The 25,899-nt window shown below is 38.7% G+C and carries 22 protein-coding genes; 14 read left to right on the top strand and 8 right to left on the bottom strand.

Going from position 1 to position 25,899, the window contains the following annotated elements; all coding sequences use genetic code 11:
- The first annotated feature begins 112 nt into the window (after window positions 1–112).
- The 7 genes from ACOI1C_RS15055 (at window position 113) to ACOI1C_RS15085 (ending at window position 8,118) form a co-directional block, all read left to right on the top strand.
- Window positions 113–1,063: an ABC transporter substrate-binding protein gene (locus tag ACOI1C_RS15055; RefSeq protein WP_422511320.1), complete on the top strand. Its 951-nt coding sequence runs from the start codon at window positions 113–115 to the stop codon at window positions 1,061–1,063.
- A 213-nt stretch (window positions 1,064–1,276) separates the two neighbouring features.
- A complete protein-coding gene (locus ACOI1C_RS15060) occupies window positions 1,277–3,100 on the top strand; it encodes an IucA/IucC family protein (RefSeq protein WP_422511321.1) in 1,824 nt (607 codons plus the stop codon).
- Window positions 3,072–4,802 carry an IucA/IucC family protein gene (locus tag ACOI1C_RS15065; protein ID WP_422511322.1) on the top strand — a complete coding sequence of 577 codons (1,731 nt, stop codon included), beginning with the start codon at window positions 3,072–3,074 and terminating at the stop codon, window positions 4,800–4,802. The genes ACOI1C_RS15060 and ACOI1C_RS15065 overlap by 29 nt, the downstream gene beginning before the upstream one ends.
- A 1-nt stretch (window position 4,803) precedes the next feature.
- Window positions 4,804–6,039, top strand: coding sequence for an AMP-binding protein (locus ACOI1C_RS15070; protein ID WP_422511323.1), 1,236 nt, complete (start codon window positions 4,804–4,806; stop codon window positions 6,037–6,039).
- Complete coding sequence (gene asbD / locus ACOI1C_RS15075; RefSeq protein ID WP_422511324.1) at window positions 6,036–6,311, top strand: petrobactin biosynthesis protein AsbD; 276 nt, start codon at window positions 6,036–6,038, stop codon at window positions 6,309–6,311. The genes ACOI1C_RS15070 and asbD overlap by 4 nt, the downstream gene beginning before the upstream one ends.
- Window positions 6,308–7,291, top strand: coding sequence for a DUF6005 family protein (locus ACOI1C_RS15080; RefSeq protein ID WP_422511325.1), 984 nt, complete (start codon window positions 6,308–6,310; stop codon window positions 7,289–7,291). The genes asbD and ACOI1C_RS15080 overlap by 4 nt, the downstream gene beginning before the upstream one ends.
- A complete protein-coding gene (locus ACOI1C_RS15085) occupies window positions 7,288–8,118 on the top strand; it encodes a sugar phosphate isomerase/epimerase family protein (protein WP_422511326.1) in 831 nt (276 codons plus the stop codon). Before ACOI1C_RS15080 ends, ACOI1C_RS15085 begins: the two co-directional genes overlap by 4 nt.
- A 1,122-nt stretch (window positions 8,119–9,240) precedes the next feature.
- On the opposite strand, the gene ACOI1C_RS15090 is transcribed toward ACOI1C_RS15085, so the two are convergent.
- The 5 genes from ACOI1C_RS15090 to ACOI1C_RS15110 form a co-directional block, all read right to left on the bottom strand.
- On the bottom strand, window positions 9,241–9,564 hold the full coding sequence (locus tag ACOI1C_RS15090; RefSeq protein WP_422511327.1) for a hypothetical protein: 324 nt from the start codon (window positions 9,562–9,564) through the stop codon (window positions 9,241–9,243).
- Complete coding sequence (locus ACOI1C_RS15095) at window positions 9,527–9,937, bottom strand: hypothetical protein (protein WP_422511328.1); 411 nt, start codon at window positions 9,935–9,937, stop codon at window positions 9,527–9,529. Before ACOI1C_RS15095 ends, ACOI1C_RS15090 begins: the two co-directional genes overlap by 38 nt.
- A 455-nt stretch (window positions 9,938–10,392) precedes the next feature.
- On the bottom strand, window positions 10,393–12,027 hold the full coding sequence (locus tag ACOI1C_RS15100) for a b(o/a)3-type cytochrome-c oxidase subunit 1 (RefSeq protein WP_422511329.1): 1,635 nt from the start codon (window positions 12,025–12,027) through the stop codon (window positions 10,393–10,395).
- Between the two features lies 1 nt (window position 12,028).
- Window positions 12,029–12,499 carry a cytochrome c oxidase subunit II gene (locus tag ACOI1C_RS15105; RefSeq protein ID WP_422511330.1) on the bottom strand — a complete coding sequence of 157 codons (471 nt, stop codon included), beginning with the start codon at window positions 12,497–12,499 and terminating at the stop codon, window positions 12,029–12,031.
- Between the two features lie 21 nt (window positions 12,500–12,520).
- A complete protein-coding gene (locus ACOI1C_RS15110) occupies window positions 12,521–12,673 on the bottom strand; it encodes a cytochrome c oxidase subunit 2A (protein ID WP_422511331.1) in 153 nt (50 codons plus the stop codon).
- An 815-nt stretch (window positions 12,674–13,488) separates the two neighbouring features.
- Between ACOI1C_RS15110 and ACOI1C_RS15115 the strand changes: the two genes are divergently transcribed.
- From ACOI1C_RS15115 to ACOI1C_RS15130, 4 genes are read left to right on the top strand one after another with little or no spacing between them, the layout of a single operon-like run.
- Complete coding sequence (locus ACOI1C_RS15115) at window positions 13,489–14,172, top strand: sensor histidine kinase (protein WP_422511332.1); 684 nt, start codon at window positions 13,489–13,491, stop codon at window positions 14,170–14,172.
- Window positions 14,147–14,803, top strand: coding sequence for a response regulator (locus ACOI1C_RS15120; RefSeq protein WP_422511333.1), 657 nt, complete (start codon window positions 14,147–14,149; stop codon window positions 14,801–14,803). Before ACOI1C_RS15115 ends, ACOI1C_RS15120 begins: the two co-directional genes overlap by 26 nt.
- Window positions 14,804–14,824: 21 nt before the next feature.
- Window positions 14,825–15,259 (top strand): GAF domain-containing protein, encoded by a 435-nt coding sequence (locus tag ACOI1C_RS15125; RefSeq protein WP_422511334.1) that lies wholly within the window; start codon window positions 14,825–14,827, stop codon window positions 15,257–15,259.
- 17 nt (window positions 15,260–15,276) lie between these two features.
- A complete protein-coding gene (locus ACOI1C_RS15130) occupies window positions 15,277–16,368 on the top strand; it encodes a PAS domain-containing sensor histidine kinase (protein WP_422511335.1) in 1,092 nt (363 codons plus the stop codon).
- 71 nt (window positions 16,369–16,439) lie between these two features.
- On the opposite strand, the gene ACOI1C_RS15135 is transcribed toward ACOI1C_RS15130, so the two are convergent.
- Window positions 16,440–17,069 carry a molybdenum cofactor guanylyltransferase gene (locus ACOI1C_RS15135; protein ID WP_422511336.1) on the bottom strand — a complete coding sequence of 210 codons (630 nt, stop codon included), beginning with the start codon at window positions 17,067–17,069 and terminating at the stop codon, window positions 16,440–16,442.
- Window positions 17,070–17,278: 209 nt separating this feature from the next.
- Between ACOI1C_RS15135 and ACOI1C_RS15140 the strand changes: the two genes are divergently transcribed.
- The 3 genes from ACOI1C_RS15140 to katG all read left to right on the top strand — a co-directional run bounded on the left by ACOI1C_RS15140 (window position 17,279) and on the right by katG (window position 23,225).
- Window positions 17,279–17,986 (top strand): Crp/Fnr family transcriptional regulator, encoded by a 708-nt coding sequence (locus ACOI1C_RS15140; RefSeq protein WP_422511381.1) that lies wholly within the window; start codon window positions 17,279–17,281, stop codon window positions 17,984–17,986.
- Between the two features lie 199 nt (window positions 17,987–18,185).
- Entirely contained in the window at window positions 18,186–18,812 is a 627-nt protein-coding gene (locus ACOI1C_RS15145) for an acetate uptake transporter (RefSeq protein ID WP_422511337.1), read from the top strand.
- Window positions 18,813–20,993: 2,181 nt separating this feature from the next.
- A complete protein-coding gene (katG, locus tag ACOI1C_RS15150) occupies window positions 20,994–23,225 on the top strand; it encodes a catalase/peroxidase HPI (protein WP_422511338.1) in 2,232 nt (743 codons plus the stop codon).
- A 318-nt stretch (window positions 23,226–23,543) separates the two neighbouring features.
- On the opposite strand, the gene ACOI1C_RS15155 is transcribed toward katG, so the two are convergent.
- Window positions 23,544–24,155, bottom strand: a complete 612-nt coding sequence (locus ACOI1C_RS15155) for a DUF421 domain-containing protein (RefSeq protein ID WP_422511339.1) — start codon at window positions 24,153–24,155, stop codon at window positions 23,544–23,546.
- A gap of 194 nt (window positions 24,156–24,349) precedes the next feature.
- The gene (locus ACOI1C_RS15160; RefSeq protein ID WP_422511340.1) at window positions 24,350–25,453 is read right to left on the bottom strand and encodes a chloride channel protein; all 1,104 of its coding nucleotides are present in this window, start codon (window positions 25,451–25,453) and stop codon (window positions 24,350–24,352) included.
- Window positions 25,454–25,899 lie beyond the last annotated feature (446 nt).

Below are 25,899 nucleotides of genomic sequence, written 5' to 3' on the forward strand. Positions count from 1 at the left end.
TGCCCTGAAGTCCATTTTGTCCATGCAGGAAGTTATATTTGTCTATGTTCAGCTTAGTTGATAATGATTATCATTGATAATGAAATTCAATATTGTTTAGGGGGAGTCATTCATGAAGAAGTCAGTTGCTCTATTGAGCGTTGTTTTCATGTTATTTTTAGTTGTTTTAACAGGATGCGGAAAAGGAGAAGAAGCGTCGTCAGAAGCAGTTGCTGAAAAGAAAGAGGAAGAAAAGACAGAAGAAACAAGAACGGTTGAGCATTTATACGGAGAAGCAGAAGTCCCGGCTGAGCCGAAGAAAGTGATTCTGCTGTCCCATGTGTCCTGGGAAGGATCACTAGTATCTGTTGGCGTAAAACCATACGCAGTGATGGCGTATGATAATGAGTTTCCACCGCATTTAACAGAAGAACTCGAAGGTGTACAGGCGCTACCTTACGTTGATGAAATAAGTTCAGAGGAAATTGTGAAGTTAGATCCAGATCTTCTTATCATCAGTGATCGCTATAAGCCTCTATATGATCAGCTATCTGAAACTATTCCAACCGTTGTGGTGGAAGTGGGTGGAGATTGGAAGGAAGACCATCTGAAAGTAACCGAAGCTGTCGGCAAGCTTGATGAAGGTAAGAAAGTGATTGAAGATCTAGACAAGGTAGCAGAAGAGATCGGAAGCCGCGTTCGTGAAAAAATGGGCGATGAAACATTCATGGCTGTTGCGATCAATAAAAAGGATATTCGTGTATATGGACGTACAAATCATGCAACAAATTCTTTATTATTTGATGATTTGAAGCTAACTCCTGCAGAGAATCTTCCAGAGGATTTCGGTGAAAACATTTCAATCGAAGGGCTAGCAAAATACAACCCCGACCATATCCTGGATGTTTCCTACTTTAACAGCGGAGAGTTCTATGATTCCGTCACCCAGGGCGAGGTTTGGAAGAGTCTCAACGCAGTCAAAAATGATAACGTACATACCCTTACAACAACGTGGGGCTACTGGGACCCAATCGAACGCCAAAAAGGATTAAAAGAAATTGAGTCCTTGCTATTAAACAAATAGGTCATTTAAAGAATAGTGATTGCTTTATAGAAATCAAGAGCGGTATTCAATAGCCTAAATCGAATTACACCTTAAAGAAGAGGCAGAGATCTCACGTGCTCCTGTCTCTTCTATCAATCTGATTATTTTCTAAGAAAGTAATCAAATTTTTTAGCCACCGTTGAGAATGGTTATCAATTACTAGGTCTAAAGACTCGGTGAAAGGATGGAATTATGCAAAGATCAGCCAAAAAAATTGCAGAACATGCAACGTTTCAAGCTTTTATAAATAGTTACTTAAAAGAAGTAGACTGCGGTCAGTGGATGGAAAAAAAGGAATGGATGCAGGAGCAGCAGCCGTCCATAACTCTCTCAGGCAAGTCGGTAGTAGAGATAGAACTTCCAGCCCAGTCCACCAAGTTTGCAGTTGAAGTGATGTACCAATCACGAACTGGAAGGCATCTGATTGGGTGTTCCCTTAAATATTGTGAAAAAAGTCGGGAATGGATTCTCCAGGATAGGCTGCAGACGATGATCACCCTTAGCCATGAGCTGCACCTAATGGCCCAATCTAATGGCTGCCACGAACTTGTATCCCAGTTTGATGAGCTGGTTCTCAGGCTGATCGAGAGCTATCAGACGATGACGTCGTACATTGAAGCTAGAATGAATGATGAGAAAAGCCTTTACTCTGAAGAAAGTACTTTCATTGAAGCCGAGCAATCGCTCTTGTTTGGCCACTGGCTCCATCCTACACCTAAAAGCAGGCAGGGAATGGCTTGTTGGCAGCACCCAAACTATGCCCCGGAATTGAAGGGCCGTTTTCAGTTGCACTATTTTCAAATCAACCGGGAGCTGGTCATAGAAGCGTCCAATAACCTGAAAGGTGCAAACGAAATTATTCTTGATTCATTAACAAAATTGATGCCTCATCTTACTGTTCCGCAAAATGGCTGCCTTATTCCAGTCCATCCTCTTCAGGCTCAATGGCTGCTTCAGCAGAATCATGTCAAAGAGGCGATGGAAAAAAATCTTATAAAGAATCTTGGGCCAATCGGTGCTTATTATTCAGCCACCTCTTCAATTAGAACCGTTTACAATTCTGAAGATGAATGGATGTACAAATTTTCCGTTCCGGTAAAAATCACGAATTCGTTAAGAACAAATCGACTTCATGAGCTAAGGGCAGGTACCACGATGGCGAAGCTAATGGATAAACTGCGCTTTACAAAAAAATACCCGGCATTCCGGATGATTGATGATCCCGCATATATTTCTGTTGAATTTCCGGGAGAGAAAGAAACCGGATTTGAGGTAATTATTCGATCCAATCCATTCACTAAAGGCAAAGACAAAGGGATCAGCACTATCGCGGCATTGGTGCAAGACCCTCTGCCAGGAGAGCGCTCAAGACTGCAGCGGACCATTGAAAGGCTGGCACAATCGGAGAGGCGAAAAACCGAGGATGTAAGCTGGGATTGGTTCGAGAAGTATTGGAGATGTTCAATTGACCCTCTTATCCGTCTATATGATGAACACGGAATCGCGCTTGAGGCTCATCAGCAGAATAGTGTCCTGGACCTTACATCCGGCTATCCGGAAGCTTATTACTACCGCGATAATCAGGGGTATTATCTATCAAACTCTTATCGGGAAACGTTATCTGCGCTCCTTCCATCCTTGGAAAAATGTCCGGAGCTTTTTTATGAGGATACTCTCATTCAGGAAAGGTTTACGTACTACCTTTTTATGAATCAGCTCTTTTCCGTGATCTGCCGGTTTGGGCAGGAAGGTCTCATTAGTGAAGAAGGTTTGCTTGAATGGAGCCGGAAACAGCTTTCCCGTCTTAAAAATGAGATGACTGGACAGGGGAAAGCATTTATTCGCCATATACTCCATTCGGAGAAACTATCCTATAAAGCCAATCTATTAACCCGTCTTCATGATGTGGATGAACTGATGGCGAAGAATGAACAAGCGGTTTACACCTATATACCAAATCCTTTTAACCTAGTGAAGGAGGAGAAATATGCAGAAGCTTCAACCGCTGCCGTATAGGAAAGTTGTTAAACGGATAGTCAGGCAGCTGATGGAGGCAATTCTTTTCGAAGGGTTGATGGATTTTAAAACCGCTTCCCGGCTGGATGACCCTCTATTAACCTTTACCATTTTCACAAGCAAATGGACCTACTTCTGCACGGGGAAAATCACTGCGTTTGACCGTGTACGAATAAAAGAGGGAAGCATCCGCTCCTTGCACTGTAATGGCTCCATCACGGAAACCAGTATGGAGGAATTGGCGGGAGATCTCGTTTCTGATCCAGAGAAAAGAAGCTTGCTTATTCGTGAGCTTGAGCAAACAGTTCTGCTGTCTGAGTGGAATGAAGCTCATCTCAAGACGACCCTTTCCAGACGAGCATTCAGCTATGAGGAACTGGAGTCGCAGATATGGGAAGGGCATCCTTATCATCCTTGTTTTAAGGCAAGAACTGGATTTACGCTGGAAGACCATGCTGCATTTGGTCCTGAAGCAAGACAGTCTTTTACGTTGCAATGGGCAGCTGTCAGACGGGAGCACAGCAAAATCGCACTTCTTGGAGATGAGAAGCGCTTCTGGGAGGAAGAACTCGGACCTTCCATGTTCCGGCAGCTGCTGGCTGAACTGGATGAGAATGGCAAAACCTTTGAAGAATACACCTTTCTGCCCATCCATCCCTGGCAGGTGAAATTTGCAAAAGATGAGCTGGACAAAGGGAAGATCGCCCTTTTGAAAGCAATAGGGGCTTCTTACCGGGCAACACAGTCCGTCCGAACCTTATGGAATGTTTCAAATCCTGAGAAAGCTCATGTAAAACTATCCATGAATATGGTGAACACCTCCTCTCGAAGAACCTTGGACGCTCATGCCATCTGTGCAGCTCCACATATCTCCAAATGGATAGCGGATGTGGTGCAATCAGACCATTTTTTAAAAGAAGAAGCTTCCCTCATCATTCTGAAGGAATATGCAGGGGTTGCCTATCAACCAAATGGGCAAGAAACACGGGCCAAGCTTGGAGCCATATGGAGAGAAAGCATCCGGCTTTATATGAAGGAAGACGAGGAGGCAGTGCCTTTTACAGCCTTGCCACTAATGGAGCGTGACGGCTTACCATTTATTGAGGAATGGCTGAAGCGCTATGGAATCGAAAACTGGCTGAAAAGATTAATGGAAGTAAGTGTGGTTCCGGTCTGGCACTTGCTTGCCTCCCATGGCATTGCCGTGGAGGCGCATGCGCAGAATATGATTCTTCTCCATAAAAACGGCTGGCCGACACGCGTGGCCCTGAGAGACTTTCACGACAGCGCAGAGTACCATTCGACCTTTTTGAAAAAGCCCAGCCATGTCCCTGATTTTGCGCGGATCCATGAACAGTTTAAAAACGGCGAAAATGACAAGTATTATTGGATGTCATCCATAGAAGCGCTGAGAGAGCTAGTGATGGATTCATTGTTTGTTTTTCATTTAAGCGAACTGTCCTTTGTACTCCAGGAGCAGTACGGGTACAGCGAGGGGAAGTTCTGGGAAATTACATATGAAGCGATAGCCGGGCACATGAGCTGCCATCCTGAATTGATTTCACGAAATCGCCTGCTTCAGCATACAGCAACTTTTGTGTATGCCGAGTCGCTTCTGAAAAGGAAGACCCGAAGTGAAGAGTCTAGCGGGTTTCGCCATCTTGTCACAAATTCTTTAGAGGATAGCCAAAAGGAGAATTGAGATGTATTTTGTAAATGATCAGTACTACACACTAGATGAAATCGAAAGACAATATAATGTATTTGAAAATATTCCATACTTAAGAGATTGCAAGAATAGAAGACTGGCAGTTTGTATGCCGGATGTATTTCACTGGTTGGCACTATGTTTATTTGTGCGGAAAAAAGGGGGATCCATTGTCCCAATCCATCCTTCCGTACCAAAAGAAGGGGCGATCCGGATGGCAAGTTTGGCAGGAGGCCATTTCTTGCTTTTTGAAGATATCCACTCACCACTTCACCTATCAGATCAAAAAAATGCAAGGGAGGGTGTACTGGTGCAAATGAGTTCAGGTACAACAGGAGCTCCTAAATGCATTGAACGTACCTGGAATTCGATTGAGATCGAGCTTGAAAGCTATGTTTCTGTATTGTCGGTTGAGCAAAACACCACGACATTCGTTGCCTGCCCGGTTACCCACTCCTATGGCTTGATCTCCGGGGTGTTTGCCTGCTTCAGGCGCGGTGTGGAACCGGTCATTCTGACAAACATGAATCCAAAGTATATTCTAAAAAAACTGAAGGAGCATCCTAATCATATTCTCTATGGAGCGCCTGCATTATTGCATACCTTAACGAGTCTGATTCGTGATGATCAGCGGTTTAATGCAGTGATGACATCAGGTACACTAATGCCTTCTGGTTGGCTCAGAGCATTAAAGAAGGTTTCAAACCGTGTGTTTCAACAATATGGATGTTCTGAAGCTGGATGTGTGGCTATACAGCAGGATGTGAGCGACAGATGTGAAATGGGCTATCCACTTCCACATCTCAAGGTGGAGGCCGGAAGCATGGATCATCCTGGTGAAATTATCATCCATGATTTGGAGAAAACCATCTATACAAAAGATCTTGGCTATATAAAAGACGGACTCCTGTTATTTCTAGCAAGAATGGATGACACCATAAATGTAGCTGGCTTAAACGTTTATCCGCAAGAAGTGGAGGAAGTTCTGATGGCAGAACCAAGAGTTGTAGAGGCGGTTGTTTATAGAAAGCTCCATCCGCTTTCAGGAGAAAGAGTATGTGCACAGTATGTCTGCTCCCAACCAGTTGAGGAGCAGGAGTTACTGAAATGGTGCAGAGACTATCTTGCTCCATATCAAGTACCTATGGAATTTATCCAGGTGGAAGCAATCGAAAAGCTGCCGAATGGAAAGATCAGCCGAAAAAGGCTGGGTGAAGGAGTGCTGGCATGAAAAGACAAGAAATAGTACAGATCATTTATGATATTCTGCAGCACAATTTAAAGCTACCATTTATGGAGGCTTTCCATGAAGGTGCTCGTCTAAATGAAGATTTGTATATGGATTCCATCATGATCCTGCAGTTGATCCTTTATTTGGAAGTGGATCTTGGCTTTGATATCCCAGATGAAATGCTTGTGTCAAAAGATTTCCAAACAGTAGGAAGCTTGGCCGATTTTCTTGAATACCAGCAGAAGCCGGCTACATTGGAGGAGATCCTATGATTAAAGTTCATTGCTTTGTAAGCTGTGTATGCGAGGCAGTAAAAAAGAAAGAAGGTACCGATCACAGACCTTATTATTTTGGGGTATGGGATGCTGATTTCGATATATTGGAGAATGGAATCCTAACCTATCACTCCAAGCGAATCGACCATGATTTTTTCCACCAATGGTATGAAATGCTCTATGGCATTAAGCTTTATAAATGGTATGACGAAAACCAAAGCAAACAAGGAAATATAAATGAAATGCTCAAACTGCTCGAAAATAAGCAGCCTGATCAATATTTAATGGTCATGCTGGACTTGTCAAAGCTACCAGAAAGGGAAAATAAATTTCATCAAAGCCCATTTCCTCATTATGTGATGCTCGAAATGACAGAGAACGAAGAAGAATGGTTGATGTATGATCCGGACTTTCGCTGGGAAGGGGTACTTCCGAAACAGCGGATCCTCTCTGCCATCGAGGATCCTTCTGCAAAAGGTGGCTATTTCTTTGATGCTTCAACCATCATTCCGCCATCTGTAGAAACGGTTGAGGCATATTTTAACACATGCATCAAGCATAGCAGCAACCCGATAACAGATGCTGTTACAAAAATCATCCATCTACATACTGCTGGAGATGAAAAATATCCACTGTCAGGATTGACACTGGCTTTAAGGGAGCTGCCCGTTCTAGCCATCCGGAAATACGCATATGAACATGCCTTTGCGTTTTTCTGGGAATCGCTTGGGTATGACGAGGTAAGCTTTGAAGTCTGGTGCGATGATATCGACAGGCTTGTGAAAGGCTATACGGAAATCCAATATCGGGCCATGAAACTTGCCATGACTGGAAACATGCGTTTAAAGGAAGAAATCACTGCAAAACTACAAGAACAGAATTTCCTGGAATTTAAGATTAAGAGAGGTTTGCAGGAAAGCTTTGAGGCGTGGTTAAAACAGAAGCATTCTCAAAATATGAAGGAGGAAATCTTATGAAACTCTCTCTCTGCACCATCTCTTTCCGACACCAACTACAGTCAATTGACCAGATTGCCCATTGGGCCCAAACACACGGATTCCAAGGAATTGAACTATGGGGTGTCCATGCCAAAAATCTGGCAGAAGATATCCATTATGGAAGTGAGTGGCTAAGCTCACATGGTCTAGAAACGAGCATGCTGAGTGACTATTTGCCACTGGATGCGCCTCTCCCTGCATTAATAGCTGAAATTAATGAGTTATGCTCGCTGGCACATCGTTGGGGAACGAATAAAATAAGGACTTTCGCTGGAAACAAGGGAAGTGCGGATATTAGCAGATTAGAGCGAATTGAGCTTGTTTCCCGCATGAAGATGCTCTGCAAAATCGCTGAAGCAGAAGGAAAGCAAATTCTGGTAGAGACTCATCCGTTTACCCTAACAGACAACCCGTCTTCCACGCTTCAGCTTATTGAGGAAACAGATCATCCGGCGCTCCGGGTAAATTTCGATGTCCTTCATATATGGGAATCAGGGGTGGATCCCCTCTATGCACTCAAACAACTGCGGCCATATATTTCATATTTCCATTTTAAGAATATTGAATCACGCAATCAGCTTTCCGTGTTTGCCTCTACTAATGTATATGCAGCTGCCGGGAGCAGGGAAGGGATGGTCTCCCTGTTTGAAGGTGCAGTGGACTACCGGCTGTTTCTGAGAGAAGCTGCCGATATGATTGAGATGGAGGCTTCACTGGAATGGTTTGGGGCGAATGTGAAAGACATTCTTGCTAAGGACAGCAAGGAAGTCAAGAAGATTCTTCAGCTTGAGAAAGCTAATCAATAAATGAAATTCATATTAATAGTAAAAGCTCAGAGATTCTTGTCTCTGAGCTATTTTGCGGTTTGGAAATATTTAAATATAACAATTTTAAACAAATGTTTGATTATATCTTATATTGGCGTTATAGCGGTGGTGTTTAAAAGTGTTCGTAATTTTTCAACCGTTTTCGCATGGAATATCAGGATAGAAAGCGCTAAAACCCTTCCATACACTATGATGTACCAAGAAAAGGGGAAACCGGTACATGAAAAGTGAGGATGATAAAGAATGATGTTCCAGAAAAAGTGAAACAGGTACATGAAAAGTAGGGTTCGCGAAGGATGATGTCTCAGAAAGAGCAAAACAGGTACAAGATAAGTAAAGTTCACAAAGAATGATGTGCCAGAAAGAATGAAACAGGTATATGAAAAGTAGGATTCGCAAAGAAGATGTACCAGAAAAAGCAGCGTGCCAATAGCATTTCTCTTTTGGGGGATACCGAACATATGGTGGCGAGGGTAAATCTGGTCGATGAAGGGAATTAATTAGAATGTAATATCGAGACATCGCAGGGGATACCAATTCTGTGCTGCCTTTTTGTCGATACAGGCTAAGTTTAGTTCCGCTTTTCTTCAAAGCAGCCCACAACCATACCTTTCCATCCATCCTAAAAGGCCCCTCACTCCATTTTCCAGCTCACGACATACTCCGTATTCTCACTTTACCGCTTCAGCTCCGGTTCCTCTATTTTCCAGTTCCCCTTTATATGGGGTTCAGCCAACATTTTAACAAAAAATATACGCTTAGGATGTTCAGAAGCAAGAAAAGCGAGTTTTCCCGACTCTAAGGTCCGAATGTCCTATAAACTTCATTAGCGGTCATCATGCAGTCTGAAATCAGATTGTTACGTCCACTAAGGCTGTCAGGAACGGGGTGAATCTGCTAATGCTTAGCGTATAAAACCGTCAAAATGTTGGCTCTACCCCTATATTTAGCTGAACATAGATAAAGAAATAAGTTAACAACATTATCAGATAAGGAAAAGCCTCATAAATCCTTCGTTGGTGGGACCCCAGATATAACGAATGATGACGGTACTATAATCAAATTCATCACCACTAAACTAAAAGATCAATTCCATATATACTAAGAAAAGCATGGATCCATATAGGAAACCATGCTTTTTTTACATAAGGCATATTTTGGACATTCCATAACCCTTGTATGGAGTAACTCTTTTCTATGGATTGTAAGCTTATTATTATCACTTAAACGACTATAAAATCCTTTATCATAAAGTAAATGATTGTCATAAATATCTCCAGAAATAAAATCTGAAGGTCTAAAAGCATCATAACCTAAAAAGGTTTCTCCACTTTTCTCGATAAATTCAAACAAACCAAGCATTACATTAAGTCCAGACTTTGCATACTCATATCTTGTTTCTGCGTTCTTTAGAGGGTTTCTCATTAACCCTAGGGACTCTAGGTTTTGTAAAATCCTCAATCTTAGCTTCAATTACCTCAATTTCGTTCGGAAAGGTTACCTCAACATAAACATTGTTAGCTATAGCCTTACCGGTATTGCTTAGCTCAATTTTAAAAGGAACTCCCATTTCAGTTACTCTAATGTATATCTTAATCTCTTGATTATAATTTTTTACTTTCTCAATCTCATCTATCAAATTAGAATTATATTCATTCAATTCTTTTTGATCAATATGTTCTCTAAGGTAGTCAGGAACCAAAGTTTTGTCTATTTCAATAGGTAAATTAAGTGATTTATTTGTAGATTTCTTATAGTATAAGTCAAGTGGTTTCTGCTCATTAATGTTTAACTCCAATATAGGAAAAGCCTTCTCTTGTTTTTGCTTTAATTCATCAAATTCAGCTTTTAACTCCCGATTTTCTCTGCTTGATCCCGCTAACTCTTCTGCAACCTTTGGGGAAATTGCTTGATTAGCTCTAACCCAACCTACTCTCGGATATCTCTTAATAGTTTTGGAATAGCTAATGAAATCCTAGTTGCTAGCTGGTCGGAATTGCTCCAAAAGTTAACCATTTTACTACCTGTGGCTTTTTCTACAAACTTCACTAATTCTTCTCTTTTTCAGGGTCATCTTCCCGTTCAAAAGGTTTAGTAGAAGCATCTCTGTCCATCACAAATGCTAATATTGGTATTCCTTTTTCTTTTGCATAATCGTATTCTTTCACAGTATAACTAATCCCTTCATCACTAACAGCACTATAACGATGCCTAACGGTTTTTATTAAACCAGTCTAATAGAAAAAGTTACTACTACCAAAACTTAAAACCCTTTGAACCAGGCGGTGCATGTTCAATCATATCCATGACCGGGAATGTGTAAGCAAATAAGATTAAGGCAATCGTGATCGAGATCCAGAGTTTCCAGTTTTCGAGAATTTGTGGAGTCTTCTCAGCATCTTTATCTACTTCTCCAATTGGGAATTCCTCGTGTCCGGTTGGTGTTACAAAAACTAATTGAGTGACAATGTACATTAATAACAAAATAGCAACAAATAAAATGGTTCCTCCGAATGCCATGACAACATGATAAGGGATCCAGGTCAAAGCCTCAGGATGGTCTGTATAGGTTGTAAATGATGTTCTGCGTGGGTTCCCCAATAAGCCTGTTGTATGCATCGCACCCGACATAAAGAACATTCCAACTACCCATAATATAGTTTGTACATTGGCTAGTGCATTTAATTTCTTCGTAAAGGTTCGTCCAGTTAAATGAGGTATTAACCAGTAGCCAATCCCAAAAAATGTTAGGGCAACTGAAGTTGCAACCGTTAAATGAAAGTGACCTGTAACCCATAGGGTATTATGAATAACTTGGTTAAGCTGGTTACTAGCATTGATAATTCCTCCAGCACCTGCCGGAATAAAAATTAGCATCCCCATAAAAGGAGCGAAGAATCTAGCATCCTTCCATGGTAGCTTTGTTACCCAACCGAATAGTCCTTTTGCTCCTTTTTCACGTCCATAAATTTCAAATGTAGCAAAGAGTGAGAAGGCTGTCATTAAGGATGGAATAATTACCATAAAGGTGAGTACAACTTGAGTGTATTTCCAGATTGGGCTAATACCGGGCTCTAGGAGCTGATGGTGAAAACCAACTGGAATTGAAAATAGTATAAAGAGTACAAATGAAAGACGTGCTAGTGAATCGCTAAAGATTTTACCTCCAATGATTTTAGGGATAATAGCATACCAACACATATAAGCTGGGAGTAACCAGAAGTATACTAATGGATGACCAAAATACCAGAATAGTGTTCTACTTAATAAAATATTAATGGTTTCAACCCATCCAAACGACCATGGAATGAACTGAAATAGGACGGTTGCTGCAACTCCAAGTGTCGCAATAAACCACATCGTCATTGTAGCAATAGCCATAAAACTTAAAAGAGGAGACAATTGTCCTTTGTTTTCTTTTTTCCATGAAGAATACGTATGAATCATACCAGCAAAGCTAATCCAGCTTCCAACAACTATAAGAGCTAATGCGATATAGTACCATGGTGATGCTTGAAGTGGAGCGTAAAAGGTATAAAGAACAGTTGCTTTATTAAGTAAAATTAAGACCGTACCTAAAACAGTACCTATTAGCATCACATAGAACCCGATCCAGCCAAGCTTTCTAGAAGCAGCTGTTAAATCATTTTGGGTTCTCGCTATACATGCATATAAAAACCCGATAATAAAGAAAGTTGTAAAGATGAGTCCCAATAATACCCCGTGAGCTGTTAATAACTGATAATACCCAATACCTGCTGGTAAGGTAAGAGAACCACTTCTTACTAATGTTTGAAGTAAGCCTGCAAAAGCCCCGATGAGAAGAGCAGTAAAGGCAACAACCAAATGAATAAGTACTAGTTTTGAATCTTGTTTTGACAAGCGCATATTATTCTACCACCTTAATTTTCGTTCCCATAAGTTGATGACCAATTCCACAATATTCATTACATAGTAAGAGATAGTCTCCTGTTTTAGTAAATACCTGAGTATAGGAATTGATATGCCCTGGAACAATCATCATGTTGACGTTTGTTCCTGCTAAAGCAAATCCGTGAACAACATCCTTACTAGTTACAACAAAATGAACCTTCGAGCCTTTTGGGATCTCCACTTCACTAGGTCTAAAGGTAAACGCTTCAGCCACCATCGTTAACTGGTATTCGTTATCCCCAATTTGTTTTAAGCCCGGCTCATTAAATGGCGGAGTTTGATCAACAAGCTCAGGATCTATGATTGTTAAATCACTTGGTGGAATATGGTCCATCGCGAATGCGGTAAAACCTATGATAGAAAGAAATATTACTATTGTTGCTCCTCCGAGCATTAACCAAATTTTTTCGTATTTATGAAGATGCATTTAAAAATCACTCCTTTTTCTCTATAATCTTTGAATAAATAATGCATAAACAGTTATCCAGGATAAAACAATAAATGCCCCTAGTAATAGTACTGAAACAAATGTCCCTTTCAGGTTTGACTCCTTTTCGTGTGGAACTTTAACCGGTGTGTCTTTCTTCACACTTGGTTGCATAAAAACGCCCCTTTCTCATGTTTAGAAATTTAAACAAATCATTGGTCAACTCTAAGTAGTACTAAGTTGAGCGGGATACATAGCTATATTCTAGGGGAAAAAGGGGTTAGTAGGTTGTGATAAAAATCACAACCTAGCACTATTTAATTTGACAATCCTGTTAACAATGGAAGTGGTTTTTGTTTTAGGTTGTTTTCGTTACTAATAACCGTGTCTGTTGATTGCAACTCCAGGATGCTCGCTTTCTGTGGGGCGCGAGAAAGGATGGTTATTTTCACTACTTTCGCTACAATCAACATTTGTTTAAATCTTGATTCTTGCTAAAAACAACATTCTTTACGAAAACAGCCTTGTCTTAACTGTATAAGGTTAAACTGATAAAGGATTTTCTTACTAAGACACATTTTTGTCAAAAAGGATATTGTAGTCTGTGAGGAATATCACTGGTTAATTGTTTTTGTTTCGATAAAATGAAAATAAATAGAAGAGGGGTGATCATTATATTCTCGTTCGTAACGGCATTCGTCATTTTAGCGAGCATTATGATAATTATTACGATGGAGCTTTCGTCCGATTCTGATGAAGGCGATGAGCCATTCAACAAGTCAGTCTGACTAAGGTAAGAAACCTGATAATGAACTTATCAGGTTTTTTGCACCTCTATTTTGAAATGAATTATGAGAAAACTAAAATGAAGTAGGATTCAATTTATTGAATAAGGGATTTATACTTGTGAAAATGAGTGTATTCCCTGATGTTTTTTCAAACAAAATTAGGATATATTTACACAAAATAAATAAAATGGAGAGAAATATATGACACTTCTTAGTGCTAGAACAATGTCAAATGTGATTCACTCAATAGAGGAAGAACATAAAAGAATTGCTCATGAATTACATGAAGGTATAGCACAAACCCTATATAGTGTTTATAGTGGTTTACAATATATTGAAAACAAAACAGAGGATAAGGACTTGTGTAAATACACGAGCGAAATGACTTTAATGATTGAAAGAACCATTGAGGAATTACGTTGGTTCTCCATTGACCTCTATCCAGCATCACTTAGCTTACAAGGAGCGTTTGCTGCGCTTAGAGCTTATGCTACTATATATACAAAAACATATGGTATTGAAATTCAACTACTTGAAAATGATACAAAAACTACAATTTCTTCCTTTCAAGAAACATTGCTATTTCGTATATGCCAAGATATGCTAAAAGCAGCCGCAGTCTATTCGGAGACCGAAAAAATAACGATTCTATTTGAGTGGAACTCTTATAATGTGAACATTACTATTTTCATAAAAGGAATTGGTAAACAGATTATCCAATCACGTGAATTTCAAGAAGAGATAAAAAAGGCAAAAGTAAAAGCACTTCTAATTAATAGTGAAGTGACACATGGATATAAAGAAGAAGGCGAAATATCAATCATTATATCCATTCCATCGGGGAAAGAGGTGATAGTAGATGATAAGGGTCTTATTAGTGGATGATCATGCTGTAGTAAGAACAGGTTTGAAAATGTTACTGAACTCAATTGAAGGAATGGAAGTAGTTGGGGAGGCAACAGAAGGTGACGAGGGTATAAGAAAAGCTAAAGAACTTTTGCCAGATGTTATTCTAATGGATCTAAGCATGCCACATGGGAAGGATGGGTTACTTGCTACAGCGGAGATCCAGCAACTTCTGCCACAAGTTCATGTTTTAATACTTACCATGCATGACGATGAAGAATATTTATTCAGAGCAATTAAAACGGGTGCCTCAGGTTGTGTATTAAAAAGTGCACCACATGATGAGCTTGTTAGGGCAATTCAATCTGTATCTGTGGGATCAGCGTATTTATATCCTTCAGCGACAAAGATGCTCATGAAAGAGTATGTAGAAAATTTGAAGCGCGGCGTAAATAATGATACGTATTCACTTCTTTCTGACAGAGAAAAAGAAGTGCTGACGTTAATTGCAAAAGGGTTTTCAAATAAAGAAATAGCAGAGCATTTATTTATCGGCGTAAAGACTGTAGAAACGCATAAAGCAAAGGTTATGGAAAAGTTAAAGGTGAGAACTAGGCCAGAATTAGTAGAATATGCAGTGAAAAAGGGGTTATTGAGCTACGGTCTTTAAACAATAGAATAGAGTGATATAATGGAATTCGAAAATCTAATGAAGCAAGCCTACCATAATCTGTACGACTTAATAAAGTGTGATTTTATCGGTATTGCCTGTCACGATAATAAACAAAAAGAAATAGGTTGGAATTATGTAATCGGTAATCAAAACAATAAATGCACACGAATTACAGTTCGTTATGGGAAAGGAATCGCTGGTCAGGTTATTCAGACAGGAAGACCAATGCTTATCTCTTCTTTCCCGAGCAAAGATATGAATGTGATAAATTTCCCTATTTTATTAGCAGAAAAGCTAGTTACTTCTTTTGCTGTCCCCATCTTTAAAGAACAAACTATATGGGGTGTATTATTAGTGGGCTATAGAGAAAGCCATGAATTTAGTGAACAAGAACATGATCAAGTTAAGATTTGCGTCACTCAAATAGAGCATGGATTGCGTCTTTTGTCATAATCATTGAGGTGAAAAGATTGAATAAAAAACATCCGAAGTATTATCAAAATGAAGGATCAAGTTCTGAACCCGAAATAAATGAAGAGGATATATTTAGTAAGGTTCAGGAGGAGCTCCAGAGCTCAATCGAAGAATTGTCGGATTTAAAGTTTGCTTTAGATGAGTCAGCAATAGTTGCCATCACGAATGCAAAAGGGATTATTTCCTATGTAAATGATAAATTTTGTAAAATCTCAAAGTATGATAGAGATGAACTACTTGGAAAAACTCACAAGTTAATAAATTCTGATTTTCACTCTAAAGATTTCTTTAGAGATCTATGGGAAACAATTCGAGTGGGAAGAGTTTGGAAGGGTGAAATCAAAAACAAAGCTAAGAACGGATCTTTCTATTGGGTGGATACAACCATTGTTCCTTTTCTTGATAAAGAAGGGAAACCTTATCAATTTTTAGCGATTCGTTATGAGGTAACAGATAGAAAAATAGTTGAAGAAGAATTGAAAAATATGATGACTAAAATGATTGGACTTCAAGAACAAGAGCGGAAAAGGATTTCAAGTGAGCTCCATGATGGGGTCGGACAAAATTTATATAGTTTATTAATTAGCATAAGCCGACTTAAAAATGAACTCGATCATCCATTATTAGACCAAATGCACGATGAAACAACAAATTTAATAGAAGATATCCGAAATATTTCTTGGGAACTGCGACCATCGGTCCTAGACGATTTAGGCCTAGTTCCCGCGATTCGAACGTTTATTCATCGATTTTCAACTCATTTTGACATAAGAATTGAATTTAATTGTTCCTTAAAGCGTAGATTGACTTATGAAATGGAAACATCGATTTATCGGATTCTGCAAGAGGGGTTAACCAATATGAGAAAATATGCTGGGGTTGATATAGCATATGTGACAATAACGGAACTTAATAACCAAGTCGAAGTTGAGATAAAGGATTATGGCTATGGTTTTGATACAAAGAAAAGAAGAGGTATCGGTTTATTTAGTATGGAAGAGCGTGCAAAATCAATTGGTGCTGAAATTAAAATTTCCTCTGACCAAAATATCGGGACAACCATTCTATTAAAAATTCCAACTGCATAAAGTAGATAAGAAGATCGCGTTTTGGGTCTTCTTTTTTCATTCCTTTCTAATACACAATAGCATCTTTAAGCTTAAGAACGGTTTTCTTTCATGGCTATCGCAAGACGATAATCATCTTCATTTTTGATCGAATATATGAATGATGGTGAAATTCTATTCTTAAGAAACATTTGTTCACTTATACCTAAATAAGAGGTTTGTTCAATGAAGTGAAATGCATCATTATAATCACTACTCCATTTTAAATCTTCAAATGTTGGAAGAAGACCTTTACTATAAATTCCATGAAGTGGATATGTTTCTCCTTTCACGTAAGGTAAGATAGCATGGTATTCAGAGTTTTCTAGCATAGATGACATATATTTAGCTGCCTTACTAGAGATAAATGGCATACCACTTCCTACAATCCAAAGATAAGGATGTGTAGAAAGAGATAATGCAGAGAACATTCCTCCTAATACTCCTTTATCCTTATGAAAGTCTGTAATTATCCGAATATCTGATGAAACACTCGAAAGAAACAAGGGAGGTGTATTAGTAACAATTACAATTTCCTTACATAGTTTCTTCATCTCTTTAATCTGGTAATCTAATACCCTTTTTTTGTTCAAAGGTAAAAATGATTTTAAAGTCCCATTAATATTGTCATCTTTTCCCCCGGCTAAGATCACTCCTGTTAACAAATCGCCACTTCCTTTCAACCACCCTTTTTTAAAATATAAATCATTTTTTAAACTATAGCAGTAAGATAAATCACACTAGCTTTGAGAAGATGGGTTTCTTTTTCGAGAAAAATAGGGATAAAACAGAGGAGGAATGAGGGGATTCCCTGATTATTTAAATTTACCCCCTGGCTTATAATAAAAGTAGAATAAAACTTTTGTAATAGGCGGTGTTATGTTTGATACCAATGACAATAAATAGCAATCAAGTACACAATACGAATCATTTTACTGATGAGAACCTTACTAAAATGAAAGATATTATGTATGATTATAAAGTTGAATCAGGAACGAATATTTTCTGGGAAGGAGACCCATCTGATAAATTATATTTCATTAAAAAAGGGATAGTTAAATTATCAAAGATGACTGATGATGGGAAGGATTTAACCTTTTATTACTTTGGTCAGGGAGATATGTTTGGAGAGTTCGATTGTTTTGTTAAAGACACCTGTACCTTTAGTGCTGTAGCTATACATGATTGTCAAATTGGAGTTATTCAACAAAGCGATTTGGAAGTCCTTTTATGGAAAAATGGAGATTTTCCGATAGAATTCATGAAATGGATGGGTGTCATGCAACGTTTAATGCATGTAAAACTTCGTGATATCCTTTTTTATGGAAAAAATGGAGCACTTGCGTCAACTCTTATCAGAATGACCAATACGTTCGGAAAAGTAGAAGATAAATACATTATAATAACAGAGAAATTTACAAACTCTGATATTGGTTGCCTAATAGGCGCAACTAGAGAGACTGTAAATCGAATGATTGCCCAGCTAAAAAAAGATCATGTACTAGATATTGAAAATGGCTACTTAGTGATATACGACCTCGACTATTTAAAGGGTATTTGTCATTGTGAGGGCTGTCCTAAGGAAATTTGTAGGTTATAGGGAAATACCGGTGCCAGGCACTCACCAAAATTCAGATAGTGCCTGGCACTATTTTTTGATATCCTGTAAAAATTGGATACTGTATTTTGCCGTTTTTTTTGATAAATAAAATTTATTCTTTACCGATTTCACATTAAGATAAAAGGGATTATTTATGTAACCTTAGTAAATCATACTACTAAGGAGGGATTAACATCTTATGAATAATCATCATAATTATACTTCCGTAAAAGTGGTAACAGCTGATCCTTCTGCACTAGGGTTGTTTGGATTAGCAATGGTAACCCTTGTAGCGTCATCACAAAAATTAGGATTGACAGAAGGAACCGCGTTAATATTGCCATGGGCTTTCTTTCTAGGCGGTCTGGCACAATTAATCGCAGCACTTATAGACGCTAAGCACAATAATACATTTGGTACAACAGCATTTGGTGCATTTGGCCTATTCTGGTTTGGAGTTGGGACAACATGGCTGATTCAATCTGGGGCTTTAGGTGAAAATTTACTAGCAATTGCAGATTCTAAGCAATTAGGTGTTGCATTCGTAGGGTACTTAATCTTTAGCTTGTTTATGACAGTCGGGGCCATGGTCACTCATAAAGTTCTGTTTTTTATTTTTGTCCTAATTGATTTATTATTTATTGGGTTATCATTAAGTTCATTTAATATAATGTATGAATTTTCATATATGCTAGCGGGTATCGCAGAATTAATGATTGCTTTACTATCTTTTTATGGTTCTGCTGCAGCAGTTTTAAATACTCATTTTGGACAAGTAATCTTACCAGTAGGCAAACCGTTTGGTGTGTCTAGAAATAACAATTAAAAAGAAAATGTAAACATTGCTGCTTAATAAATTATACAAAACGACTCTTCACTTCAAGTAAAGAGTCGTTTTTGATTTTAAAATAGATGAATATTTTTTTGTACATGTTGAAAAATTAGTTCACTTTTCTACCGCTTTAAATGGTGATTAAGAACCCTAATATTGAAATTATAAATAGTAATGCAAAGTGAGTTACATATAGTAGAGTTGATATCAACAATTACTTCTCGGGAGGTACTTTTTATGACGATAAAAAAAGAACTGAGAGTAAAACAAGTTATAACAGAATATTTCCCAATGTTACGTTCTTTTCCTTCATGCATATTAGACATAAAAAGCGAAACAGAAAGAGAGGATTGATCTCTTGCAATTTCGCTTCATCCAATAACAATTTCTTATCTTTGTAAAATAGATACATTAAATTTAAGTAACTAATCTTCACTTATAGTATTGAAAGTATTCATACACGAAACAGACTAATGGATTATAGACCAAATAAAAGAACCCTAATAATAGGAATTAGGCGGAAACAAGATGCAAGACATAAAAAAGAAAATTAAAATACATGACCCAGTCCTAAAAAACACCGAGAAATTAGATTGATATGAAAGAAGAGTTTACCATTTTTTCTTTGTGCATTTTCTATTATCGGCAAATATCGCAATTAAGGTACCGGACAAAACAGTCATCCATAAAATGAGGTCCATTTTTTCATCTCCATTCGTTAGTTTAAATAGTATACGTCTAATAAGAGTAAAGGATTCATTAAAGATAAAAAAACAGAAAATGGAAGGAGGGGGGACTTTGCAACAACTTGATTTATTTAGAGAAATTAAAGTAGACAACTTCGCTGGCGTTGCTGGTGTAAGCACAGGAATTGAAAAGGCTACAGGTAGCTAAGCAGTACAACGGTACTGTTCAATATTCAATAAATAATGAATTCCACAAACGAGCGCTATTTCGGAAGACCATAAGCCTAATTCCTGGGAAAATAAGCAGAAGTTTTAGGCTTGTTCACTTCAAAAATCCTTATTTTTCTATTGGTTTATATGCTGATATAGAGTAGTACGAGGCAACTGCTGGTAAAAAAAATGACAGAGATGGTACACTTTTTTAATGTAATCAATCAAATATACTTTTGATACTTTAGGTTATTCAATACCATATACCATTTTATATATTGCCTTTGAATAGGATAATTGATTCGTAGTTTTCCCATTAACTAGGAAGACTCCTATATATAGTGATGCTTTTACGAAAGTAAAACATATCTTCATGTTTAGGATAATCCTCAATTGAATCTACTTGTATGTCTAAATGGATGAGGTCTTACCCATATTCATAATTATTTAAAAAAAGTACCCAGGCACTCTTCATCTTTTGTAATGTTAGGCTTACTCTGAATGTACTGACTTTTGAATAATTTCTCTTGAGATGTAATAGAGATATATTCTAAGAGTGTTCTCTCTTTGCCATTAACTAATGCATAATTAACTGAAAACAAGCCATCAATAAACGTTCCGTACTCCTTTGTAATATTTTGTTTAAGCAATGACAATAATTTATGATGATAATTCTAAAATGCTTTGCGAGTGCGAAAGTCAATGTTTACAAAAAGGTCACCGTGTTCTTCGAATCCTACATCCTTATTTTATTAGAGGCCACTGAAAAAGTAGTTACTATCGAAAAATGAGCTATTTTAGGGAGTTTTAGGGAGTATATGTTGATTGGAACGGATGTGCTAGGGCACCTGCGGGATGGGTGGGACAGGTGAGGCCCATGCGCATGGCGTTTACGCCGAGGAGGCTCACCGCCCACCCCGGGGAATGGTGCATCCTCTCGTTACAATCAACAGGTATTTTAGCACATTTTTTTTAAAAAAAGGACTTTTTCAGCAGTCTCATTTTATTACCAATGTTTTTTAATTCATTTACAGGGAACCGACCATCAGTAAATGAAATTGCCGGTAGTCTCCCCAAGAAGAGATTTGCTGCAATCTCGCTGTATCCGGACATCACAAAAAAAGATTTATCCATATTTAAATCCGTATTACTTGTTCAGTCCATCTCCACTTTAGTATTATTATAATGTAAGAATAATTATCTGCCACAGCAATAGTTGGCAACAATAGTTTTAGATAGAAGTTTACTATTTTTAATTATTTTTAGGAGGGTTTATAAGATGGAAAACAATGGTCATGATAACAATGATAAACAGCGCCACACTGCGGCTGGAGATGCACAATGTCCGGTAACAGGCGGGCACAGCGATAGCGCGATAACGACATCGAACAAACCAGGCAAAACGCAAAATAAGGACTGGTGGCCGAATATGCTCAATTTGAATATTCTCCATCAGCATGATAAAAAATCGAATCCGCTAGGGGAAGAGTTTGATTACAAAGCGGAATTCGAGAAGCTGGATTATGATGCTTTAAAACAGGACCTTCGTGATTTGATGACAAACAGCCAGGAATGGTGGCCAGCTGATTATGGCCATTACGGAGGATTATTCATCCGTATGTCATGGCATGCCGCAGGTACGTACCGTACGGCTGATGGCCGCGGAGGTGGTTCTACCGGAAACCAGCGTTTTGCGCCACTCAACAGCTGGCCGGACAACGTAAACTTGGACAAAGCACGCCGTTTGCTATGGCCGATTAAGAAAAAATACGGAAATAAAATCTCTTGGGCCGATTTGCTGGTGTTAACGGGTAACGTAGCACTTGAGTCGATGGGCTTCAAAACCTTTGGATTCGGTGCAGGCCGGGAAGATGTTTGGGCACCAGAAGAAGACGTTTATTGGGGCAATGAAAAAGAGTGGTTAGCAGATACTCGTTATTCTGGTGAACGCGATTTGGAAAATCCTCTTGCTGCGGTTCAGATGGGCTTGATTTATGTGAATCCGGAAGGGCCGAACGGTAAGCCGGACCCTGTTGCTAGTGCCGTCGATATCCGCGAGACGTTTGCGCGCATGGGAATGAATGATGAAGAAACAGTTGCGTTGATCGCAGGTGGGCATACGTTCGGTAAATCACATGGCGCTGGAGATCCTTCCAACGTAGGTGACGACCCGGAAGCAGCCGTTATGGAAAACCGTGGACTTGGCTGGAAGAGCACGTATGGTTCCGGCAAAGGCCGCGATACCATTTCAAGTGGTATTGAAGGCGCTTGGACTGCCAATCCGACGCAATGGGATAACGGCTATTTCGAGCAATTGTTTGGATACGAGTGGGAGCTGACGAAATCTCCTGCCGGTGCATATCAATGGACTGCAAAAGATCTATCAGAACACCAGATGGCACCTGATGCAGAAGATGCTTCGATTAAAGTGAAAACGATGATGACTACTGCAGACATGGCGCTGCGCATGGATCCGGCGTATGAAAAGATTTCCCGCCGTTATTATGAAAATATGGAAGAATTCCAAGATGTGTTTGCTCGTGCATGGTTCAAACTTCTCCACCGCGACATGGGGCCAAAAGAGCGTTATTGGGGACCAGAAGTTCCGGAAGAAGTATTGATCTGGCAAGATCCAGTACCACAAGCACCTGGCACTTTAAAGTCCAAGGAATTGGATGAACTGAAAGGGAAAATCCTGGAGAGCGGATTAGACTCTCAGCAATTGGTTAAAACAGCTTGGGCTTCTGCCAGTACATACCGCGATTCAGACAAACGCGGCGGTGCAAACGGTGCGCGCATCCGATTCGCTCCTCAACGCGGATGGGAAGCAAATGAGCCTGAAGAGTTGGAAAAGGTGCTCAGCTTCTATGAAAAATTGCAAGCAAGCACTGACAATAAAATAAGCATTGCCGACTTGATTGTGCTTGGAGGAAATGCTGCGCTTGAACAAGCTATAAAAGCAGCTGGTTTTGATATCGAAGTTCCATTCACGCAAGGCCGCGGGGATGCACTCGAAGAACAGACCGATGCTGAAAGCTTTGATGTGTTGGAGCCGGTTTCAGACGGTTTCAAAAACTACCAAAAGAAGGAGTACTCAACAAGCCCGGAAGAAATGCTGCTTGATAAAGCGCAATTGCTTGGCTTAACAGCGCCAGAAATGACAGTGCTGGTGGGCGGTATGCGCGCATTCGGCGCAAACTACCAAGGAGCGACAGAAGGAGTCTTCACCGATACTGTCGGCGTGCTGACAAATGACTTCTTCGTCAACTTATTGGATATGAACATTGAATGGACGCCAGCAGAGTTCAATAAATACGAAGGCAAAAACAGTGTGACAGGCGAAGTAGTCCACACAGCAACACGTTTTGACTTAGTGTTCGGCTCTAATTCGATGCTTCGAGCAATTGCCGAAGTTTACGCACAAGACGACAACAAAGAAAAGTTCGCTCGCGACTTCATTAAAGCATGGAACAAAGTAATGAATGCCGATCGTTTTGATGTGAAAAAATAAATAAAAAAAGCTTGGGCACCAGTATAACGGTGGCCAGGATCCTTTTGCCGCAGGCACTCTTTTTTACTGGAGTGTTTGTGGGTTTTTATTTTAATCGAAAGATACAATGAAAGGTTACTAAAGATTTTTTAATTGTAAAATGAAATTAATTGATTTAATAAAATAGTATGAAGCGATCTTTATAAGATGTTAGAATAGAAATATTTCGAGGCAAATTAACGCGATTTTACATAATTATTTTAGAGATGTTCGGTACGAAAAATTAAATGTAGTGAACAGACAACAAAACTCGTTTTTATGTGCTACGTATCATTACTGTTAATCCAAATACTCTTTAGGTTTTTCTTTATGCTTTCTATTTTTAACCTCAGTGAATATGTTATCTGACACACTTGTTTTAGTTTTTGGTGTTTCATTTGGAGAATTAGATTGATTTAATTCAATCAGCGATTTCAGCATCTGAATATCCTCTTTAGTAGCGTATTGTTTATCAGACTTTAACATATATCCTAACTGACCGTTCGTTTCTATTATAGCCCATTGTAAATCAGTAAAATGCTGAATGTTTTGTTGTCTCATTCGTACTTCAAGCATATCAACCGTTAACCGCAGCTTCTTTAAATTGCTTTCATTAATTTGGCCATTTTCAACTACTACAAGTCCTTTCCCATAAATTAATGTTTCAAGAGCATTCGATTTCAAAACGATATACTCAATTAAAACAAGTGTAGCTACCATTAAAAATGTAATCACCATTGTAATCCAAATGTTCCTATCCCCGACAGGTTGAATAATTAATGACCCAACAGCTATCATAACGACAGTCTGAGCAACAGTGAGCTGTGAGATTGATTTTCTTCCAGCTAATCGTAAGATCAGGATTCCTCCTATCACGACGACAATAGCTTTCCATATGAAATGTAAATCCAAAAATATCTCCTCTTTTCAAATGTTGCTAAAAATATATTAACCATACTCCGATCAAAAATAGTTAGATAAATTAAGCTAATACAAGGTAATGGCAAGAAACCAATGAATTATTCTGTAAGTAATTATTCGTTAGTGGAGTGTCTTATATAACCAGTACAATAGAACGGCAGCATATTGCTGTTACGTCTAATTTTCTAAAGATTTTTCTTTTTTTCAACGTTTTCAATTGTTTCCCCGAAAAGAGTATTATATAACCTGCTCTTAGGCTCATATATTTTTTGAGAAGACCATAGTCCATGATGTCCGGAGAATAGATAGCTGACTAAACAAGCAACAAAAAAGTACTCTAACCCTTTTCCATCAAACATCTCCATTGCCAGAAGGAAAGCTGCTATAGGGGTATTATCCCCTCCACTAAAAACAGCGATTAATCCTAATGAAGCGAGAAATGACATAGGTAAATCGATGAATGTGTGTAAGCTATTGCCTAATGTTGCTCCAATGAAAAATAAAGGTATGGCTTCACCGCCAACAAAGCCGGTACCAAGAGTGACTGCTGTAAATATTAGCTTGGCCAAGAAAGCAAAGGGTGGAACGTCTTCTGTAAAAGATTGTTCTAACATCTGTATTCCTCGGCCATTGTAATCTTGTGTACTAACTATTAAAGTTAATATCACAATGACAATACCTCCAAAAAAGGCTCTTTTCATATGGTTTTTTTTGAAAAGTTTCTCAGAGAATTTTTCTATCCCATGTCTCAACTGACAGTATAAAACACTTACTAGGCTAAAAAGGACTGATAGAAGAATAACTATTATAAATGTAATAATAGTTATTTCCGGTACGGTTTGTATTATAAATTCTTCGTGTTTATGTCCCCAAGCTGCTGTAGTTACATAGTGACCAACAAAGCTTGCCGTAAGACAAGGAACAAGTGCTTCAAATTTCAGCCTCCCTAGAGCAGCCATCTCCATCCGAAATACAGCGCCTGTTATAGGTGCTCCAAAGGCAGCCCCAAAACCAGCACTTATACCGCTCATAATTAGAATTTTCTTATCAAATCTATTTACCTTAAATAATTTATTGATCGTTGCAGCTACACTTCCGCCCATTTGGACAGCTGCACCTTCTCTTCCAGTTGAACCTCCAAAAAGGACGGTGACAAAAGTCGCGAAATAGACGATAGGTCCCATTCTCCGCGGAACCTCTTTTTTTCCATGAACTGAGTCTATTACTAGATTATTTAGTTGAGCAGTGTCATTCAAAGTATTATTCAAAAATACCTTTCCGTAGTTCATATATATGTATCCTATGATAATTCCTCCAAAGGGGAGAAGGAAGATAAGCCAATCCCTTTTTGATCGTATATCGTCTCCTAGATAATCGTTTATCTCTAAAAGGAAATAGGTTGTCGAGCCGACAACTATACCAATTATGCTGCCAAAGAAAATCCATAGAAACATAACTGAAAAAAGTTTTTATACTTTAACAGCATTCCCCAATTCGCCTCTTTTCTTTCTTTGAAATTCAATTCTATTGTTGCCTATTGTATTAAAATTAATCAAACAAATACCCATTGAAAATAGGTTCCTGGGACAGGAACAAACACGAATGTTTAAACTTTCATGATTGTTTGTTTCACAGGGACCCTCTTACAAAAAAATGACCGTATCACGGTTCAAATAGAAGATTTTAAAAAATTGTGTTAAACATTAAGATAATTATTGTTTATAACCAAACAAAA

It is taken from the genome of Bacillus sp. DJP31 (assembly GCF_049310945.1).
In the GTDB taxonomy this organism is placed as follows: Bacteria; Bacillota; Bacilli; order Bacillales; family SA4; genus Bacillus_BS.

Coding starts and splice junctions, on each gene's coding strand:
- ACOI1C_RS15120 (WP_422511333.1), top strand. CDS start 14,147: ATGATAAGGGTCTTATTAGTGGATGATCATGCTGTAGTAAGAACAGGT.
- ACOI1C_RS15065 (WP_422511322.1), top strand. CDS start 3,072: ATGCAGAAGCTTCAACCGCTGCCGTATAGGAAAGTTGTTAAACGGATA.
- ACOI1C_RS15100 (WP_422511329.1), bottom strand. CDS start 12,027: ATGCGCTTGTCAAAACAAGATTCAAAACTAGTACTTATTCATTTGGTT.
- ACOI1C_RS15060 (WP_422511321.1), top strand. CDS start 1,277: ATGCAAAGATCAGCCAAAAAAATTGCAGAACATGCAACGTTTCAAGCT.
- asbD (WP_422511324.1), top strand. CDS start 6,036: ATGAAAAGACAAGAAATAGTACAGATCATTTATGATATTCTGCAGCAC.
- ACOI1C_RS15160 (WP_422511340.1), bottom strand. CDS start 25,453: ATGAACTACGGAAAGGTATTTTTGAATAATACTTTGAATGACACTGCT.
- ACOI1C_RS15080 (WP_422511325.1), top strand. CDS start 6,308: ATGATTAAAGTTCATTGCTTTGTAAGCTGTGTATGCGAGGCAGTAAAA.
- katG (WP_422511338.1), top strand. CDS start 20,994: ATGGAAAACAATGGTCATGATAACAATGATAAACAGCGCCACACTGCG.
- ACOI1C_RS15145 (WP_422511337.1), top strand. CDS start 18,186: ATGAATAATCATCATAATTATACTTCCGTAAAAGTGGTAACAGCTGAT.
- ACOI1C_RS15085 (WP_422511326.1), top strand. CDS start 7,288: ATGAAACTCTCTCTCTGCACCATCTCTTTCCGACACCAACTACAGTCA.
- ACOI1C_RS15070 (WP_422511323.1), top strand. CDS start 4,804: ATGTATTTTGTAAATGATCAGTACTACACACTAGATGAAATCGAAAGA.
- ACOI1C_RS15110 (WP_422511331.1), bottom strand. CDS start 12,673: ATGCAACCAAGTGTGAAGAAAGACACACCGGTTAAAGTTCCACACGAA.
- ACOI1C_RS15115 (WP_422511332.1), top strand. CDS start 13,489: ATGACACTTCTTAGTGCTAGAACAATGTCAAATGTGATTCACTCAATA.
- ACOI1C_RS15125 (WP_422511334.1), top strand. CDS start 14,825: ATGGAATTCGAAAATCTAATGAAGCAAGCCTACCATAATCTGTACGAC.
- ACOI1C_RS15055 (WP_422511320.1), top strand. CDS start 113: ATGAAGAAGTCAGTTGCTCTATTGAGCGTTGTTTTCATGTTATTTTTA.
- ACOI1C_RS15105 (WP_422511330.1), bottom strand. CDS start 12,499: ATGCATCTTCATAAATACGAAAAAATTTGGTTAATGCTCGGAGGAGCA.
- ACOI1C_RS15140 (WP_422511381.1), top strand. CDS start 17,279: ATGACAATAAATAGCAATCAAGTACACAATACGAATCATTTTACTGAT.
- ACOI1C_RS15090 (WP_422511327.1), bottom strand. CDS start 9,564: ATGAGAAACCCTCTAAAGAACGCAGAAACAAGATATGAGTATGCAAAG.